This window comes from Terrisporobacter petrolearius (genome assembly GCF_020748185.1).
GTDB classification, from domain to species: Bacteria; Bacillota; Clostridia; order Peptostreptococcales; family Peptostreptococcaceae; genus Terrisporobacter; species Terrisporobacter petrolearius.
Genome location: NZ_JAHZMO010000009.1, coordinates 1 through 18326, shown reverse-complemented (window position 1 = coordinate 18326; position 18326 = coordinate 1). Strand labels below are relative to the sequence as shown.

The window sequence follows — 18326 nt, the reverse complement described above, 5'->3', positions numbered from 1 at the left end:
GTCCTCCATTTGAAACATTATAATCTGTCTTTTCATTCTATTATATTGTTATAGCAAATAGTATGCCAACTTTTATATTATAAACTTTTTTAACAAAGTTATTGAAATTAAGCCATTTTTTTTATTATATTTTTTAAAGTTTATTTTTTTTTATATTTAAAATAAGTAATTTAACAAAATAAGTTGATTTTAACTTATTATTCCAATATAATTAAGTTGTTTATGACTTATTTGCACCATAGATAAGTTTAGTCAATATATTAAGTCTAAAATGACTTATTTTGGATAAAAGGGGGATAATTTTGAAGTTTAAAGAAGATTTTTATAAAAAAATTATGGATGCATCTCATGATGAGATTTGTGTTGCTGACAATAAAGGTAATTTAATTTATTGTAATAAAGCATTTGAAAAAAACTATGGAATAAAAAAAGAAGAGATGCTTGGTAAAAATGTTAAGATATTATCTGAAAAAGGCTATTCTACAGTAGGTGCCATACCTCAGGTTTTGATAACAAAGAAAACGAGTTCTATGGAACAGTTTACTAATACAGGAAAAAAACTTGTATTAACAGCAACTCCTCTATTTGATGATAAGGGTGAGATTGAATTTATAGTTGAAAACACTAGAGACATTACAGAACTTAATCAAATAAAAAATAAATTAACAGATACACAAAATGAAGTTAATAAATATAAAAACGAAATTGAAAATATATATAGAACTACTCTGAAAATAGAAACTGATATTATTCTTACAGGAAGTGTTATGAAACCCATAATCAATACAGTAAATCAAATTTCAAAAACAAATGTTATAGTTTTACTTCTTGGGGAATCAGGTACTGGAAAAAGTTCATTAGCCAGATATATACACAAAAATAGTAGAAGAGCAGATAAACCATTTATAACTATTAACTGTGCAACAATATCACCAGAACTTCTTGAATCCGAGTTATTTGGATATGTGCCAGGTGCTTTTACGGGAGCTTCAACTAAAGGAAAGGCCGGTCTTGTAGAGCTTGCTCACGAAGGAACTTTATTTTTAGATGAAATTGGAGAGATTCCTCCAAGCCTTCAAGCAAAGTTTCTTCAGTTAATTCAAGAAAAAACCTTTACTCCAGTAGGTGGCATGAAAGAAAAAAAGGTAGATATTCGAATTATATCTGCTACAAACTGTGATTTATTAAAAAAGGTAAAAGAAAAAACATTTAGAGAGGACCTTTACTATAGATTAAATGTTATTCAATTAAAAATACCTCCACTAAGAGATAGAAAGGATAACCTTATTGAATTAATAAAACATTACTTTAATAAGTATTGCTTTGAATTTAATATAAATAAAATAATTACTAAGGATGCCATAAAATTAATTTCTTGCTATGATTTCCCTGGTAACATTAGAGAACTTCAAAATATTATACAAAAACTTGTTTTAACATCTACCAATCATGTTATTACTGAAAAAAACCTTCCAAAAGATATTTTCAACTATAACTTTGATTATAATATAGACGATAAGGAAGACTTTTTTAATGAACATGATTTTGATACTTTAATGGAATCCTACGAAAAAGAGATTATTTCTAAAACCTATAAGCATTATAAAAGTTCTTATAAGGTGGCCAAATGCCTAAATATATCTCAATCCAAAGCTAGCAGACTTATTAGAAAATACAATCTATAATAATTTAATCTAGAAGTTTTCTATGACAAAATAATATTACAATACTTTAATTCAGGAATTTTCCAAAGTTTTAAAATCAGCATAATATCCTAGTAAATAAAAAATGTAAGTAAAAAATGCCAGTTTAAGCTGGCATTTTTTATTTATTCCTCCCAGTGAGAAGGCCTTTTTATAAATAGTGGTAATTTTGTTTTAGAGTTTCCTCTTGCACTATTTATTTGGGACTGAGTAAGGTACATTGTATTTTCCAAATTACAACCTCTAATATCTGCATCTCTCATATCTGCTCCAATAACAATTGCACCACTTAAATCCCTGTGTTGGAGATTGGCTCCTATTAATAAAGCTCCTACTAAATTTGCTCCTATTAAATCTTCATTTCTAAGGTCTTTTCCTATAAAATCAAAACCTAAAGGTTCATCATTTTTTCTTTTAGGATTCATTTTTTTTATTACATTTGATATAACTTCTTTTAATAAGTAATTTACTTTTGTTCTATGTTCTTCTAAATTAATTTCTAATATTTTCTTTGCACAAAGATTTGTAAGACCTTGGGTTTCTATTATCATCTCATTTATTCTTCTTCTCAAATCTTCACTTTCTGCAAAAGTAAAACTGTCACACAAATACCATATCATTTCTTGCAAGCTTTTTACTACTACAAAAACATCATACATTTCCTGTGCTTTTTCTTGTGAATTTTTCCAACTTACATTTTTATATATGTTTTGGGCCACCTTTTGACCTGCTCCAAAACAGTCATAATTAATACATCCCTTAAGATTCTTTTTCCTTAGATCTTTATGTATCTTGCAAGTAAAGTCATCTTTAAGGTTTTTGCAAGGTTGTCCTGCAATTTTATCTTGGGGAAAATTATCTATTGTAGAAAAATACAAGGCCACACAACAAAAACCAAAGCATTTACTACAGTCTATTTCTAAATTCTTATAAGAACTTGTTTCATTATAATTTCTATACATCATTTTGACTCCTATTATTTGGCAAATTTATTATAAAAATTAACCAGCATTCCTTCCTTTATATCTTCCATTTCATTTATACATCCTAACTCTTCTAATATTGTTAGAGCAAAAGACAGGGCAGTTGCTGGTCCTCTACTAGTTATTATATTATCATCTATTACTACAGCCTCATCTTCTATATAACTAACCTTTTCTTTTTCTTGGATAAAACCAGGATAAGAAGTACATTTTTTACCTTCAAGTATATTAAAATATTCTAATGTTTCTGGTGCAGCACAAATTGCAGCAATTATTTTTTTACTTTCATTCATTTTAGTAATTAATTCTTTTACACAGTTGGCCTTTAGGTTTTCTGCTCCTGGTAACCCCCCAGGAAGTACCACTGCGTCATAATCACCAGAATTAATATCTTTAATACTACAATCAGATTGTACTACTATATTGTGAGTTCCTCTTACGTACTCACCTTCTATAGAACACATTTTGCAATCAATATTACCTCTTCTAAGCACATCCACTACTGAAAGTGCTTCTATCTCTTCAAATCCATCTGCTAATAATACTAATACTTTTTTCATTTTTTACCCTCCTTAATTTCCAGTTATAATTTAAAATTGGAATCATTATCATCTTGAATTTCTTTTTCATTCTTGCTATTATTTATATAGATAGTTATTATAAGCAAAAATTAAGAAAATTCAAATATATACTTTAGCTATACACAAAACTTATGAGGTGAATCAATGTTAATTAACACACATTTTATTATATCTAAATCTGTATTAGATAAATTAGAATCAAATAAATCTTTCTTTTTAAGTGAAAAGAATTTTATTTATGGTAACATTAAGCCAGATATATCTTCCAAATATGTGCTGAATAAGCATTATTTAGATGAGTCTTTGTCTATGGTCCTAGAAAAAATAAAATATCTATGTCACTTAACTTTAGATTCTTTAAAAAGATATTTTTCCATAAGTAAGCTAAGTCAAGAGTTAGGTGTTATTTGTCATTTTTTATGTGACTTTTTCACTACTCCTCATAGCGAACGTTGGGAATTTTCTCATAGCATGAATAAGCATGTTGCTTATGAAAAGGAGCTAGCCTCTTATGCTAAAGACATGGATTTTTCAAATTGTGATTTAAATTGCGAAATCGATTATAGTGTGGAAGAATTTTTCCATAGCTTATACAAAAGATATAAATCTTGTCAAACTAGCTATGAAAACGATTTAAAATTTTCAGCTTATGTTTGTGGCATGGTTGTAAATCATGTTCTTGACTCAATTTTAGCTAACACCGCAAATTCTTACACATTAGAAAATTGTGTATAAAACAAATAGGACTATTTAGTCCTATTTATTTTTTTGATTTTTTCTATTGCATCTCTAACACTGCTAACTACATAAGATGCACTTTCTTTAACATCTTTGTTTGATTTATCCATTGCAAAACTATATTTTATATCTTTTAACATACATATATCATTAGGTGAATCTCCCATAGTTGCAACTTCATCCAAGTTTATATTATATTTTTTACAAATATGTTCTATTCCATGACGTTTAGATACATGGTTAGGAACTATATTTAGGGTGTAAGGCCCAGATAAGTAAATATCACAAACATCACTAAATTCACTTTTGTAATAATACTCCAATCTTTTAAGTTCATCCATATTATTTGATACTATACCTACATTACCAACTAGGTTATCAAAATTCTCTTTTTTAAACATTTCCTTATCTAATATATAATCCTTAGTATAATTACTAAAAGCTTCTTCTCCTCCACTCAAAATAATATCACCATTATATTTTAGATAAAGATGAGCTAAATCTGATTCAAATCTATTTATAATTTTTCTCACTAAATAATCATCTATAGGTTCTTTAAATATTAAATTTTTATCTTTATCAAAAATAAAAGAACCATTTTCGCAAATAAAATATCCATTTAACTGAGTTTTATCACTTAACATATTATATGCCTGTTTAAAGACCCTTCCTGTTGCCACATGGAATATTACACCTTCTTTTCCTATATCCTCTATGGCTTTTATGTCTTCATCGCTAATTCCATCGTTATAAAGTGTTCCATCTAAGTCACAAAATATATGTCTTATCATTTTGCCTCCTAAAAATCTATATTATATTTAATAATTCTAGTCTTAAGTCGTTTAACAAAGTTTTACATGCTCTGTATCTAATTTGTTGTCTATCTCCATTAAATATGTATTTTTTTACAATAGTTTTGTCATTTATTTTAATTCCCATATATACAAGTCCTACAGGTTTTTCTTCACTGCCACCTTCTGGACCTGCTATGCCTGTTGTAGATAACCCAATATTTGTGTTATGTCTTGTGGCAACGCCTTCTGCCATTTCTTTTGCACACTGTTCACTAACTGCACCTACTGAGTTTAGAGTTTCTTCTTTCACATTTAAACTTTTCATTTTTGCTTCGTTTGAATAAGTTACGCAACCTTCCATAAACACAGAAGATATACCAGGATAATTTATTAGAGATGAAGATACCATTCCACCTGTACAAGATTCTGCCACAGATATAGTTAAGTTGTTTTTTACTAGAATTTTTGCAACTTCATCTTCTATTGTAGTTTCATCTTCACCATATACAGTTTCTTTAAATCTATTTTTAATTTCTTTTACAACTGGTAAAATTAACTTTTCTACTTCTTCAACAGTTTTTCCTTTTGCTGTTATTCTTACAGTACACTCTCCATCTTTTGCATAAGTGGCTATAGTAGGATTTACTTGTTTTTGGATCAAATCTAGTAAATCACTTTCTACCTTAGATTCTCCCACACCAATTATTCTAATAACCTTTGACTTAAGTATGTCTTCACTATTTTTTTGTAAAAATGGTTTTACAAAGTTATCAAACATAGGCTTCATTTCTCTTGGAGGTCCTGGCATTACTATTATGATTTTGTTATCTTTTTCCATAATACATCCTGGTGCTGTACCATATTCATTTGGCAGTATGATAGAATTTACTGGAAAATAAGCCTGCTTTTTATTGTTTTCAGTAGGTGTTCTTTTCATTTTATTATGTATTTCTATAATTTTGTCCCATGAAGGCTGGTGAAATTCCATATCTAAGTTAAAATATTTAGCACAGACTTCTTTTGTAAGATCGTCCTGGGTTGGCCCTAGTCCCCCAGTTAATACTACCAAGTCACTTCTTCTAAAACTTTCTTCCAACTGATTTAACAGCCTATTTTCATTATCCCCTACAGTTATTTGATAATATACATCAACTCCCATATTTGCTAATTCATTAGATAAATAATGAGTATTGGTGTTTAGTATATCTCCTAAAAGTATTTCAGTACCTACAGTAATAATTTCTGCTTTCATTAATATCACCTTCTTAATTTATTTTAGAATGATGGTGGTGTCATAGCACAAACTAAGACACATGTTTCATCACCATAATTTTCATACACATGAGGAATTTTACTATCAAAATAGAAACTATCACCTTTTTCTAAAATATATTCCTTATTTTCTAGTATTATTTTCATTTTCCCTTCAATTATATATCCACATTCTTCTCCTTTATGAGAAACTAGCTCTTTATTTATTTTAGTCTCTTTGTCTAATGTAATCAAAATAAATTCTATACTTTTATTATTCAAGTTTGGCATTAATAACTCATAAGATTTTGTAGAATCATTAGTGTTAATTGATTTTCTATGATCTTTTCTGACTACTATTTTTTCCTCTATATTTTCATCATCTTCATCAAAGAAGTAGCCAATATTAACTTCTAGCACATTGGCAATCTTCCACATAACTTTTATTGATGGTACTACCATATTTCTTTCGATTTGACTTATAAGTCCTGTGCTTAGGCCACTTTCCCTAGACAAATCTATAATACTAAAGTTCTTACTCTTTCTTAATTCTCTAATTTTTTTGCCAATGTCTATATTCATATCAAGACCTTTTTTCATATATTCACTTCCTTAAATACCATTGAATACTTATAATCTTTTTTCAATATATTAAATTTTTCAATTTATTTATATGTGGTATTTATTATATTTTCTTAAATATAATACTGCATATATTTCCAATTTATATTAAAGATAGTAAAAATTCAAGTAAACTTAAAAAGTATTTATAATATTTAACAAATAAATTTGCAAAAAACATAATTTTCAATATATTTTCAGTATTTTATTAATATTTTTAATATTTTTTCAATATATTGAAATTTGGTAAATTATGTATTACAATTAAATTAATTTCAATATGTTGAAATTTCGAAAAAATTTATGGGAGGTTATTATGAAAACATTAATTAGTTCGGAAAATATATGGGTATTATGGGCTTTTATTACAGGTTGGGCAGCTTTTAGTATTTATTTAGAACAAAAGTATGAATGGGCTTCCAAAGTTTCCGGCGCTATCATCGCTCTTATTGGAGCATTAATTTTATCTAATTTGAAAGTTATTCCAACGGAGTCTGTGGTATATGATCAAGTGTGGACTTATGTTGTTCCCTTAGCAATCACTTTACTTCTTTATCAATGTAATATTACAAAAATTTGGAAAGAAAGTGGAAAAATACTTGTATTATTTTTAATTAGTTCTATAGGTACCATGGTTGGATCTATTTTAGGATTTTTACTTTTAAATAAACATATTCCTGAATTAGGACAGTTAGCTGGTATGATGACTGGGTCATACATAGGTGGTGGTGCAAATTTTGCTGCCATGGCAAGTGCTTTTGACATTCCAGGAGATTTAGTTTCAGCTGCAGTAGTTTCTGATAATCTATTAATGGCTCTTTATTTCTTTGTACTAATATCTATTCCATCTATTGCTTTCTTTAGAAAAAAGTTTAAGCACCCTCATATGGATGAAGTTGAAAAAGTAGGAATAAAAGAAGGTGAAACAGCTGCTTCTTCATATTGGAAAAGTAAAGAAGTATCTCTAAAGGATATTGGGTTTTGTATAGGTTCAGCTTTTATAATAGTTGCCCTATCTGTAAGTTTAGCAGATTTTTTGGCTTCTGTAATACCAACATCTAATGCTTTTCTAAAAATAATTAATACTTTGTTTGGAAACCAGTATTTAATAATAACAACTGTAACTATGCTTTGCGCTACTATTAAATCAGACTTTTTTGGAAATCTAGGTGGAGCTCAAGAAATAGGAACATTCTTAATTTATCTTTTCTTTGTAGTTATAGGTGTTCCTGCATCTATATCATCTATAATTAATAATTCTCCACTATTACTAGTATTTTGCTTAATAATAGTTTTAGTAAATATGTTAGTAACATTTGGTGCAGCAAAATTATTTAAATTTAATTTGGAAGATGCAATTTTGGCATCTAACGCATGTATCGGTGGACCTACAACTGCAGCAGCTATGGCTGTTTCTAAATCTTGGTCTAAACTTATAGCTCCAATTATGCTAATTGGGACCTTAGGATATGTAATAGGAAATTACTGCGGTATAATAGTTGGAAACTTTTTAATATAGAATGAAAGAAGGGGTATTATGATATTTGATTGCCACTCTGATACTTTCACTCATATTACTTTGAAAAGAGAGAAAAAGGAAAATAATATTTTTAAAAATTATCATTTAAATAATTTTAAAAAAGGTAATGTTTGTGGCAGTATATTTGTTATATGGATAGACCCACCCTATGATAATAATCCTTCTCTTAGGGCACAGGAAATTGTAAATGCTTTAAAGGATGAAATTAATGAGAGTAAAGATATTATAAATGTGGTTAAGTCATACAAAGATATAGGTAAAGGTTTTTCAAAAAGCAAAGTAGATATTGTAATTGGTATGGAAGGTTTGAGTCATATAGGCAGTGATATAGACAAAATTAATTATTATCATGATGAAGTTTATGTGCGACATGCCTCTCTTACTTGGAATGAAGAAAACAAACTTGCTACTGGTGTTTGTGGTGATGAAAATAGGGGATTAACACTAGATGGTAAAAATGCTGTTAAAAGATTGGAAGATTTAAATATGTTAGTGGATGTGTCTCATCTAAACGAAAAATCTTTTTGGGACTTGGTAGATGTGGCTTCAAAACCAATAATAGCATCTCATTCCAATGCAAAATCATTATGTGATGTTAAAAGAAATCTAACTGACCAGCAATTAAAGGCTGTTGCAAATAGCGGTGGTGTAGTTGGTCTTAATGGCTTTAGCGGTTTTGTAAGTCATAATAAAGATAAGCAAAACTTGCAAGGATTTGTTGACCATATTGATTATATGGCAGATTTAATAGGTATTGATCATATTTGTTTAGGTTTTGATTATTGTGATTATTTAGGTAGTGATACACTTTCTTCCTTTTCAGAAAATGTGAATAATCCTAATGTGAAAAATCTTCAAAGTGCTTCTCATTCTTACAATGTTACTAGAGAACTTAGAAAAAGAGGTTATCTTGAGGATGAGATAGATAAAATAACTCATAGAAACATATTTAGGGTTATGGAAGATGTTTTAAGGTAAAAAAAAGGATGTCTTAGAATGATTTTTTCAATCATTAAAGAGACATCCTTTTTTAATTTAAATATACTAGAGAATATTTAAATTATATTTTTAAATTTTCAAGTCTTTTATTTGATTCTTCTAAACCATAAGCTGCTGACTCTTCATATAATTCCTTGGCTTTTTTAAGATTACTTTCTGTACCATAGCCTATTTCATGTACTTGCGCCATGTTAAATAAAATTACTGATATTTCTTCTTTATTGCCTATTTCTTTGACATCAATTAATACTTCTTCATAAAGAGCTAATGCTTTTTCTAAGTCTACTTCTACTCCTTGTCCAAAAAAATACATCTCTGCCAAACAACTTTTAGCAACACATTCATCTTGTTCTATGGCTTTTTCATACCATATTTTAGCCTTTTCGTAATCTTGTTCTACTCCTAGTCCCTCTTGATAAAAATATCCTAAGTTACACTGGGCATCAGCATATCCTAAATTTGCAGATTGTTCATACCATATTCTGGCTTGTTCAAAATCCTTATCTACACCTATGCCTTGATCATACATATAGCCAAGTTGAAACATAGCTAATTCATTTGCATACTCAGCAGCTTCTTCAAAAAGGTCAATAGCTTTTTTATAATCTATTTCTACACCCTCACCACTCAAATACATAAGTCCCAAATTACAAAGGGCGTTTTTATTGTTTTGCATACATGCTTTTTTATACCACTTTACGGCTTTATCATAATCTATATTACAACCTTGCCCCATTTTATACATAACACCTAAATTGTAGGCAGCGTTGGAATTTCCCAGTTGTGCAGCTTTTTCATACCACTTAATAGCATTTTTATAACTTTGCTTTACACCTATGCCATTTTCATAAAAGCAACCCACATTAAAGCAAGCAAACTCTGTCTTAGAACTTTTGAACCAATAAAGGGCCTTTTCATAATCAACTTCAGTACCAGTCCCTTTAAAATACATATTCCCAAGGGCGTACTGGGCATCTTTGTATCCTTGATCAGCTGCTTTTTTATAAAACGCTAAGGCTTTTTTATTATCTTTCATTTTATAGTATTTTTCATCGGCTTCTATATCTATTTCAAAAAAACGTTCCAAACCTTCCATACCATCTTCATAAAAAATCCCAATTATGTATTGGCTATATTCATTGCCTTGAAGTGCTGACATTTTACTCAAAAGCAAAAATTTCTCAAAATTTTGTTCTCCATCTAATCCAAAAAGAGAATCATTTGCATCTTTTAATTTCTTGTACGCATCTAGTTCATTGTATTCCAGTAGATCTTCTTCAAAGTTACTCATATATTCCCCCTATATATTATTTTCCTTACTAAATTTGTTTTTAGTATTGTTTTTACTTAGGTAATTATAACACAAAGTTAAGAAGGCCTACACATTTTTGTGTATGCCTTCTCTTATTTATAACTAAAACTACTATAAACTTTCTTACCATTTATAAATTTAGTTGCAATTAATCATTACTTTTAACATAAAACTTTAGGGCTTCTCCAATAAATTTAGATGTACCACTGCCATATTTATCATCCATTACTTTTATTATATTAGAGTCCAAACAATATTGTTCTGATTGATATGCCCAATAGTTTTCTCCAATTTCTATTTTTAAACAGTCATGTTGCTTTTGTGTTTCGTCTACTATTTCTAAGATTATTTCTTGAATTTCCTCACATGATGGAGATTTGCTTAAATCAGACGTAAGTTTTTTATATAGCGTTTCTAGTTTAGGCTCATAATCACCCAAATTCCATTTTAGAGCTTTCCCTATAAATTTAGAGGCACCACTGCCATATATATTATCAACTTTTTCTATCCAATCTGGAAATACCAGATAAAGTTGTACCATTGAATGCCAATAATTGTCTCCCATATCTTCTCTAAAAATTTCATAATTATCTTTAGCCATATTAGTTATGTCAGTGGCAATTTTTTGAATCTCCTTTGATGAAATATCCTTACTTAAATCAGCTGTAAGCTCTTTGTACAGTCCTTTTAATTTAGGATTATTATCACAAAGACAATCTTCTTTAAACCTATCCATCTCTTCTGCTTTAGTTAACATTAAACTGTTATTCAAATTTTCCTTAAGTGCTTTAGCATATTTTTCTATGCTACCATATTGTTTTATAGCCATAGAGGCAAACTTTTCTTCCTCAGATTTTACCTTTGAAATTATTTCATCGTACTTATCTATACTTCCCCACATTTTAATAACTTTATCAGTATTTTCTTTTTTAAATTCTTCTAGAACATTATAATACTCACTCATATCAAATTCATTAAAGCTCATAGTGTTTGCTCCTTTTAATGTATTATTTATTAGTTCTATCAAACCATTTAATCTATCTCTTTTTAAAATAATCAACTTTTTATGGTTTTCTAGAGCTTTCATCTTATCAAAGTGAGGATTAGTTATGATATCTTTAATTTCGTTTAATTGAAAATCAAGTTCTTTAAAAAATAGAATCTGTTGCAAAGTTTCAAGGGCTTCATCATCATAAAGTCTATAACCTGCTTGGGTTAATTTAGTTGGTTTTAATAATCCAATTTTGTCGTAGTGATGTAGCATTCTCACACTTATTTTTGTTAAATCTGAAACTTGTTTTACTGTTCTCATAATTTTATCTCCTACCTTGGTTTTAAATCTCAATAACACATACACTCTGCCGGCATGAATTTTACTTGTGTACTGGACCTGTAATTTTAGAGTACACTATGACATAATGTTAGGGTCAATACTTTTTTGAATTTAATTTTTATATTCTTTGTGTTTAATTGTAACATATTTTATTTATACTATATTAAATGTAAAACTTTTTTTCATATAAATAACTAAAAAGCTTAGATACTGTGGAATAAATACACTTAGTAATTTATATAAATAATAGCCTGCAGCGGCTATAATACAGATAATTAGAAGTTTCAATATAATATTATTTACTCCAAAGTTTACTGGTAGAATAGGAATAAATATCTTTAAAACACCTAAAACAAATGCTATAAAAAGTGCTATATTTACTAAACATAATGCTAAAATTACAAGACCAAAAGCCAATACTAAAGGCATTATTACAATTATATTTAGTATACCAATTATAAAATTAATACTTGTATATATAAGTTTTTTATCTATCATTACATACCTCCATATAAATATCAGTTTTTTTCAAACTACTAAAAATTTTCTTAGACATAAATGCTATTAAACCAGAAAGTAGGGCAGCAACAAATATAATTATATGTGTTTGATTATTAAGAGCCTCAAATAAATATCCGTATATTATTTGACCAATAGGCGTAGAACACATTGTCATAGCCAAACAAAATGAAATAACTTTTCCAGTAAGGTGGTTAGGTGTTTCACCTTGAATAAAAGTTAAAATTTGAATACTAAATAAAGTAGATACTGCCATTATTAAAAAGCAACAAACTGTAACAACAATATATGAAATCATAGGCGTTACATTAAACATAAGCACAACACCTATTGGAGTCAAAGCTAATATAGCAATTAATAAAATTATATGACTGTGGTAAATCTTAATTTTATTCACTAAAACCCCTGTCATAATTCCACCACATAATCCACCAAGGGCTAACATACCCTGAGTTACCCCATAGGACTGACTAGACATATTCAATATTTGAGTAATAATAACTGGTATACCAATCATTATCAAAGAACTTAAGAATAAATTAAAGCAAGAGATTATAACAATAGTTTTTAGAATTACTGGATTTTCTTTAAATATAAAGTTTAAACTAGTTAAAAAATCTTCTTTTACAATAGAAAGAGCGCTTAATGTAGTTTCTTGCTTTCTATAAGGTATTCTTATAAATATCTCCATAACGGCTGATACAAAGAAGCAAATTATACTTGCTACTAAAATAGGCATTAATCCATAAAAACCATATAAAATACCACCAATTACAGGACCTAATAATCCTGCAAGTGAGCTAACTTGATTTATAACAGCATTGCCAGGTAATAAATTATCTTTATCTACTAAAGTTGGTATACTTGCCTGAACAGTTGGTTGGTAAGCACCTTGTATTCCATATAAAGCCATTAATGTGACTATAAGAGCTATTACTAAGTCAAACGTTTCTATAGAAAGTGCAAATACAGTAATCAATAATGCAGTTAGAAAATCTAAAAACACCATAATATTTCTTTTATTAGCTCTGTCTGCAATAATGCCTCCAAAAGGAGTTATTGTAATCATAGGTATTAAGGAAAAAGCAGACACAGCTCCAAATAAAGCCGCAGAGTTTGTTGTGTCCAAAAGATAAAGTGGTAATGCAAACCTGAGTATTGAATTGCCAAAGAGAGAAATTATTTGACCTACTACTAATAAGCTAAAATCTTTGTTAAAAAGTTTTGCCTTGTTATTCATTAATAAACCTCCATATATAAATATTATTTTTCTTTTAATTTTTTAAACATACATTCGTTTGGTATGTATATCTTAAAAATTAAACTGCCACATTGGGCAGTATTTTTATTTTCTTTCTTTTTCAATAATAGCTCTATATTTTTCTAACACATGAAGAACATTATCGTCTAATACAGGTATACCTAAATCGTCAACTAACTTCCTAAAGAAGTTAAACTTATTCTTAAATTCTTCTTTTGTAGAATGAAATATGGCTGGATTTAACCATATATTCATTAAAATCATAAATGTCTCTGCAACTTCTTTTGGATTATCAGTTACTATTGATCCATCTTCTACACCTTCTCTAATAATTGGCTCTATAAGATTAGGTACAATATTTTCTATGGTATTATAAAGTTGCTGAGTTAAAAATCTAGGATTTTTCATTAAATTAGGTGCTGCAGTAGCTAATTTTTCTTGCCCAGGGTTTTTTAAGGAAATAAGTAAAGTCCTATTAAGTTTTTCTAACCCTGTATAAGAAGTAGATTCTTTTAATGACATAATTTGACTATCAGATGAATCATAAAGCCTAGGTATAACAGATTCAATTATTTCTTCTTTAGACTTAAAGTGATGATAAATCGCCCCTTTACTTAAATCTCCTAAAGCATCTACTATATCCTGAATAGTAGTATTATCATAGCCTTTTTCTAAAAATAGATCCATAGCTGCATCTAGAATACGGTTTATAGTAATCTCAGGATTTTTATTTCTTGCCATTATATCCTCCTTTACATACTTTCGTTCGGTATGTAATGAGCTTAGCAATTATTTTTGTCTATGTCAACTAAAACTTAATATATAGAAAAAGACATGACATAAATAAAATAAGCCTTAGCCATCTACTATCAATGGCTAAGACTCTTTATTTATTAATTTTTAAAATTTATAAGCTTATTTTTTAATTGATCTTCTATATTTCTTAATTCCGCTTCTGCTTCCCTACGTTTTTCACGACCTTCTGTTTGTATATTAAGTATTTCATCAAGAGTTGAAATCAAGGATTCGTTAGTAGCTCTAAGTGTTTCAATATCCACAATTCCTCTTTCAGATTCTTTTGCAGTTTCTATAGTTGAAGTTTTTAATATTTCTGCATTTTTACGTAAAAGTTCATTTGTCATATCTGTTACTTCTCTTTGAACTCTGGCAGCATCAGAAGCATGAGCAACTCCAAGGGCTAACACTATTTGACTTTTCCAAAGGGGAATAGTATTTATAATTGTAGATTGTATTTTTTCTGACATTAAAGTGTCATTGTTTTGAATTAAACGAATTTGAGGAGCCATTTGTAGGGAGATCATTTTAGTTAATTCTAAATCGTGAATTTTCTTTTCAAATCTATTACAAAGAGCTATAAAATCATTTAATTCTTGAGCATCCTGAGGATTGCCGCTTTTTTTTGCTTTTTCTTGCAGTTTAGGAAGTTCTTCCTTTTCTAGTTTTTGAAGTTTCTTTTTCCCAGCTAAAATATACATATAAAGCTCTTTAAAATATACTTTATTTATTTCATACATTCTATCCAGCATGGCAATATCTTTTAAAAGTTGTATTTGATGCTTTTCAAGAACGTTGCACATTTTAGTAATATTGTTTTCTACGTTTTCATAATTTACTTTCATTTGGGAAATCTTATCTTTGCCTTTTTTAAATAAACTGAAAATTCCTTTTTTCTCTTCACCTTCTTCAAAGTTCTTTAACTCAAGAACTACACTAGATAGCATTTCTCCAATTTCACCTAAATCTTTAGTTCTCACATCATTTAATGCTGATTGTGAAAAATCAGAAATTTTCTTTTGAGCACCTACTCCATATTGTAAAATAGAATTTGAATTACTTATTTCTATTTTATCTACAAATTGATCTACCATTTTTTTCTCTTCTTCTGTCAGTTGTATTTCATCAATTATTTGTTCTTCTACTTTTTCTTCTTTTATTTTTACCTGAGGAGCTTCCTCCTCAAATGATTGAAAATTTAATTCTGGTTTTATATCAATAGCCTTTTCTTTGAATTCATCACTCATTGTTAGTGCCTCCCTTTTATAAAATTCGCGACCCTTATGTCGTCAACGATATATCTTCGCTACGCTTTAGATACATCCGTTACTCAAAATTCGCGACCCTCATGTCGCCAACGATGTGCCTTTGAGCAACGTGTTGGCGAATCATTTTGCTCCCGCTTCAGGCAAATCCGTTGCTTAAAATTTACTTCTTAAAGTCTTCTTCTCCTAATCCTTCTTGTTTAAATAATGTTTTAAGCACAGAAATATCTGTAGAAATATCTAAAACAACATCTTCAAACAAATCATCTAATAAATTTTCAAAAGCATTGCTAATAAGATCAATACTCTTTTCAATTTCAATTTTAGCATTTTTTATATTATCACCTTGAACTACTTGATCATTTAACTCTTTGTATGAGTTGATTAATTTTATAGTAATAGGAAGATAATGATTTATAAATTTATTAACTTCTTGTGTTTTATTAGGATTTTTTTCAACTTGATTAAGGATTTGATCTCCAATGTTCCCTAATTTATATAACTTTATAGCTATTTCTTCTCTAGAAAGCTCATCTTTTACAGCTTTTATTTGTTCAATATAATCTCTACCTATTTTAACAGTAGATTCTGTTTCTTCTTTTCCTGAATAATCTATTTCTTCTTTCAATTTTTCCTTGTTAATTTCTTTAGCTATTTGTTCCTTTTTTAAATTTAAATAGTCACTATAGACTTCATCATTTAACATAAAATAAGTTTTTTCTTCATCTATATGACCTTCTAAAAACATGCCTAAATCAATCATTTTACGTAAGTCTTTAAGGACAAAACTCTTTTTTTCTTTTACAAATCTTGCCAAGTCCTCAATTAAAAAATAACTATTGTCGCCAATAAATCTGACATAGGTCTTAAAACGCTTTACTCTTTTTCTTACATTTATTCCTTTTAATAATAAACCTACACTTCCTACAAAAAACAAAACTAAAACTCCTGTAACAACTTGGCTACCTACAATATAATTACTAAAGAATGCTTTAGCTATTAGAAATGACGATATTGATAAACCATAAATTACACTTCCACCAGCTCCAAATACTATACAAAGTATTCCCGATACACTTCCAGCTGGTTTTTTACTAATGTATTTTGATATATCATTTTTAGATTTTTTATTTAAACCCATATATTTTACACCATATTCATTAAACTTTGATATAAATTGATTTAGGGTTTCCTCAGTTTTATAGTTAATGTCTCTTTTTAAATTAACAGTATCTATTGCTTTTAGTGCACTGCTAACTGTGGACATAATTTGATCTTCTAAATTAGAAAAGTCCTTTTTATTCATTATATTGCCTCCAGATTATTTTTCTTATTATTAACATAAATCTAGATATATACTATACCCTTGTGATAATATTTTAAGTTTATTATATATTATAAGTTAGCTAATTGTAACTGATAACCTAAAAATTCCTTTCAAGTCATTTTTATTTAACTGTGAACATGTAAAAAGGGCAATATGCCTTAGTACTATCGCCCTATCATTTAAAATTTCATTGACTTTTCAACTAATAGATTTAAGTTACTATTAAACAAATATATTGTTTGTTATTTTCCTAATGTCTTGTTTAATATATTTTTTTTGCAGTTTCTAAATTTATCTAAATTATAATTTTGATCATACATTCCTATAAATATTAAGGTAAGTCCTAATCCTATACAAAGTCCCTGAATAAAACTTGGTAGTAAATTAAAACGATTTGAAATTATGCCAATCACATTTAATATTAATCCAAAATTAATATAATTATTTAACTTTTTCATATCGAGTCCCTCCAATTAATTATAGTTAATATATAGGATAATTATAACATTTATTTCCATATTTTGTATATATCTATATAAAATTGACCCTTCTTCTGTCGTTTTACTTGTATAGGAATTACGTACAAAGATGGAATTATAGAAATAATACCATCTACAGTATATAATTTAATATATAGATTAGTTTACACTAGTAAACTATGTCGAAGTAAAGATTGATATTTTAATGGGGAGAAAATTATTATGAATTTTATTAAATCCTTTTTTAGAACAGATAAGGAGTATAAATACACATTAGAAAAATACACTTACAAGGATGGCATTTCAGCAATTGTATTTTATATATTAGTTATGATTATTTACTATGTAATGGGGGTGTTGTATGACAAAAAAAATATATATTTAGGTTATGAGGTTAACTTTTTCTTGGCTATATTATGTATTTTATTTGCAGTGATTAATAAACAGCCCATAAAGAGAATAGGATTTGGTAAAAAAAATCTATCAAAGTCATTAATCTTAGGCCTGGTACTGTCAGCAGTTCTTCTAATTATAAATGTTACTTCAGGAATTTTAGGTGGATATCATTTTAATACTGTTTCAAAACTGATTTTAGATTTTGCCTATTACTTTTTTGTAATAGCACTTGTGGAAGAAATTATCTTCAGAGGATTTATTCAAACAAGAATTTATGGAATTATATTTATATAATATAATATAAGAGTCTGGAAACATAATTGTGTATTCTTCAAAAAAAATACAAATTAAATAGTAATAATTTAGTTATATTCAGGGGCCATGATTTTCATAATCATGGCCTTTTGTAATTAAATTTTCCATTTTTGC

General features: G+C 28.1%; 18 protein-coding genes. 5 read left to right on the top strand and 13 right to left on the bottom strand.

Annotated elements, in window-relative coordinates:
* The first annotated feature begins 335 nt into the window (after window positions 1-335).
* The gene (locus K0040_RS07360; protein ID WP_416390181.1) at window positions 336-1685 is read left to right on the top strand and encodes a sigma-54 interaction domain-containing protein; all 1350 of its coding nucleotides are present in this window, start codon (window positions 336-338) and stop codon (window positions 1683-1685) included.
* 143 nt (window positions 1686-1828) lie between these two features.
* Here K0040_RS07360 and K0040_RS07355 read toward each other — a convergent pair whose 3' ends face one another.
* Window positions 1829-2665 carry a pentapeptide repeat-containing protein gene (locus tag K0040_RS07355; RefSeq protein ID WP_228108274.1) on the bottom strand — a complete coding sequence of 279 codons (837 nt, stop codon included), beginning with the start codon at window positions 2663-2665 and terminating at the stop codon, window positions 1829-1831.
* 14 nt (window positions 2666-2679) lie between these two features.
* Window positions 2680-3246, bottom strand: coding sequence for a DJ-1 family glyoxalase III (locus K0040_RS07350; RefSeq protein ID WP_074917783.1), 567 nt, complete (start codon window positions 3244-3246; stop codon window positions 2680-2682).
* A gap of 165 nt (window positions 3247-3411) precedes the next feature.
* On the opposite strand from K0040_RS07350, the gene K0040_RS07345 reads away from it, so the two are divergent.
* Window positions 3412-4002 carry a zinc dependent phospholipase C family protein gene (locus K0040_RS07345; protein WP_228108273.1) on the top strand — a complete coding sequence of 197 codons (591 nt, stop codon included), beginning with the start codon at window positions 3412-3414 and terminating at the stop codon, window positions 4000-4002.
* An 11-nt stretch (window positions 4003-4013) separates the two neighbouring features.
* Here K0040_RS07345 and K0040_RS07340 read toward each other — a convergent pair whose 3' ends face one another.
* Genes K0040_RS07340 through K0040_RS07330 form a run of 3 tightly spaced genes read right to left on the bottom strand, consistent with a single transcriptional unit; the run spans window position 4014 to window position 6650 of the window.
* Entirely contained in the window at window positions 4014-4796 is a 783-nt protein-coding gene (locus K0040_RS07340; protein ID WP_228108272.1) for a Cof-type HAD-IIB family hydrolase, read from the bottom strand.
* Between the two features lie 16 nt (window positions 4797-4812).
* A complete protein-coding gene (locus K0040_RS07335; protein ID WP_228108271.1) occupies window positions 4813-6051 on the bottom strand; it encodes a competence/damage-inducible protein A in 1239 nt (412 codons plus the stop codon).
* 23 nt (window positions 6052-6074) lie between these two features.
* Window positions 6075-6650: a cupin domain-containing protein gene (locus K0040_RS07330; RefSeq protein ID WP_228108270.1), complete on the bottom strand. Its 576-nt coding sequence runs from the start codon at window positions 6648-6650 to the stop codon at window positions 6075-6077.
* 337 nt (window positions 6651-6987) lie between these two features.
* On the opposite strand from K0040_RS07330, the gene K0040_RS07325 reads away from it, so the two are divergent.
* Window positions 6988-8190, top strand: coding sequence for a DUF819 family protein (locus K0040_RS07325; RefSeq protein ID WP_228108269.1), 1203 nt, complete (start codon window positions 6988-6990; stop codon window positions 8188-8190).
* Between the two features lie 18 nt (window positions 8191-8208).
* Window positions 8209-9189, top strand: coding sequence for a dipeptidase (locus tag K0040_RS07320; protein WP_228108268.1), 981 nt, complete (start codon window positions 8209-8211; stop codon window positions 9187-9189).
* An 82-nt stretch (window positions 9190-9271) separates the two neighbouring features.
* Here K0040_RS07320 and K0040_RS07315 read toward each other — a convergent pair whose 3' ends face one another.
* From K0040_RS07315 to K0040_RS07280, 8 genes are all read right to left on the bottom strand, one after another.
* Window positions 9272-10501 carry a tetratricopeptide repeat protein gene (locus K0040_RS07315; protein WP_228108267.1) on the bottom strand — a complete coding sequence of 410 codons (1230 nt, stop codon included), beginning with the start codon at window positions 10499-10501 and terminating at the stop codon, window positions 9272-9274.
* 169 nt (window positions 10502-10670) lie between these two features.
* Window positions 10671-11834: a MerR family transcriptional regulator gene (locus K0040_RS07310; protein ID WP_228108266.1), complete on the bottom strand. Its 1164-nt coding sequence runs from the start codon at window positions 11832-11834 to the stop codon at window positions 10671-10673.
* 174 nt (window positions 11835-12008) lie between these two features.
* On the bottom strand, window positions 12009-12353 hold the full coding sequence (locus K0040_RS07305) for a hypothetical protein (RefSeq protein WP_228108265.1): 345 nt from the start codon (window positions 12351-12353) through the stop codon (window positions 12009-12011).
* Window positions 12343-13614 (bottom strand): MFS transporter, encoded by a 1272-nt coding sequence (locus K0040_RS07300; protein WP_228108264.1) that lies wholly within the window; start codon window positions 13612-13614, stop codon window positions 12343-12345. The genes K0040_RS07305 and K0040_RS07300 overlap by 11 nt, the downstream gene beginning before the upstream one ends.
* 105 nt (window positions 13615-13719) lie before the next feature.
* Window positions 13720-14376 (bottom strand): TetR/AcrR family transcriptional regulator, encoded by a 657-nt coding sequence (locus tag K0040_RS07295; protein ID WP_228108263.1) that lies wholly within the window; start codon window positions 14374-14376, stop codon window positions 13720-13722.
* Between the two features lie 152 nt (window positions 14377-14528).
* Complete coding sequence (locus tag K0040_RS07290; protein ID WP_228108262.1) at window positions 14529-15677, bottom strand: toxic anion resistance protein; 1149 nt, start codon at window positions 15675-15677, stop codon at window positions 14529-14531.
* Between the two features lie 181 nt (window positions 15678-15858).
* Window positions 15859-17001, bottom strand: coding sequence for a 5-bromo-4-chloroindolyl phosphate hydrolysis family protein (locus K0040_RS07285; protein WP_228108261.1), 1143 nt, complete (start codon window positions 16999-17001; stop codon window positions 15859-15861).
* Window positions 17002-17264: 263 nt separating this feature from the next.
* Window positions 17265-17480 (bottom strand): hypothetical protein, encoded by a 216-nt coding sequence (locus K0040_RS07280; RefSeq protein ID WP_228108260.1) that lies wholly within the window; start codon window positions 17478-17480, stop codon window positions 17265-17267.
* Between the two features lie 243 nt (window positions 17481-17723).
* Here K0040_RS07280 and K0040_RS07275 point away from each other — a divergent pair, with 243 nt between their 5' ends.
* Window positions 17724-18191, top strand: coding sequence for a hypothetical protein (locus tag K0040_RS07275; RefSeq protein WP_228108259.1), 468 nt, complete (start codon window positions 17724-17726; stop codon window positions 18189-18191).
* Window positions 18192-18326 lie beyond the last annotated feature (135 nt).

Bases quoted from the DNA above. Each gene is read 5' to 3' on its own strand.
- K0040_RS07295 (WP_228108263.1), bottom strand. From the start codon at position 14,376: ATGGCAAGAAATAAAAATCCTGAGATTACTATAAACCGTATTCTAGAT.
- K0040_RS07350 (WP_074917783.1), bottom strand. From the start codon at position 3,246: ATGAAAAAAGTATTAGTATTATTAGCAGATGGATTTGAAGAGATAGAA.
- K0040_RS07325 (WP_228108269.1), top strand. From the start codon at position 6,988: ATGAAAACATTAATTAGTTCGGAAAATATATGGGTATTATGGGCTTTT.
- K0040_RS07345 (WP_228108273.1), top strand. From the start codon at position 3,412: ATGTTAATTAACACACATTTTATTATATCTAAATCTGTATTAGATAAA.
- K0040_RS07285 (WP_228108261.1), bottom strand. From the start codon at position 17,001: ATGAATAAAAAGGACTTTTCTAATTTAGAAGATCAAATTATGTCCACA.
- K0040_RS07335 (WP_228108271.1), bottom strand. From the start codon at position 6,051: ATGAAAGCAGAAATTATTACTGTAGGTACTGAAATACTTTTAGGAGAT.
- K0040_RS07360 (WP_416390181.1), top strand. From the start codon at position 336: ATGGATGCATCTCATGATGAGATTTGTGTTGCTGACAATAAAGGTAAT.
- K0040_RS07305 (WP_228108265.1), bottom strand. From the start codon at position 12,353: ATGATAGATAAAAAACTTATATATACAAGTATTAATTTTATAATTGGT.
- K0040_RS07355 (WP_228108274.1), bottom strand. From the start codon at position 2,665: ATGTATAGAAATTATAATGAAACAAGTTCTTATAAGAATTTAGAAATA.
- K0040_RS07320 (WP_228108268.1), top strand. From the start codon at position 8,209: ATGATATTTGATTGCCACTCTGATACTTTCACTCATATTACTTTGAAA.
- K0040_RS07290 (WP_228108262.1), bottom strand. From the start codon at position 15,677: ATGAGTGATGAATTCAAAGAAAAGGCTATTGATATAAAACCAGAATTA.
- K0040_RS07280 (WP_228108260.1), bottom strand. From the start codon at position 17,480: ATGAAAAAGTTAAATAATTATATTAATTTTGGATTAATATTAAATGTG.
- K0040_RS07300 (WP_228108264.1), bottom strand. From the start codon at position 13,614: ATGAATAACAAGGCAAAACTTTTTAACAAAGATTTTAGCTTATTAGTA.
- K0040_RS07310 (WP_228108266.1), bottom strand. From the start codon at position 11,834: ATGAGAACAGTAAAACAAGTTTCAGATTTAACAAAAATAAGTGTGAGA.
- K0040_RS07275 (WP_228108259.1), top strand. From the start codon at position 17,724: ATGAATTTTATTAAATCCTTTTTTAGAACAGATAAGGAGTATAAATAC.
- K0040_RS07315 (WP_228108267.1), bottom strand. From the start codon at position 10,501: ATGAGTAACTTTGAAGAAGATCTACTGGAATACAATGAACTAGATGCG.
- K0040_RS07340 (WP_228108272.1), bottom strand. From the start codon at position 4,796: ATGATAAGACATATATTTTGTGACTTAGATGGAACACTTTATAACGAT.
- K0040_RS07330 (WP_228108270.1), bottom strand. From the start codon at position 6,650: ATGAAAAAAGGTCTTGATATGAATATAGACATTGGCAAAAAAATTAGA.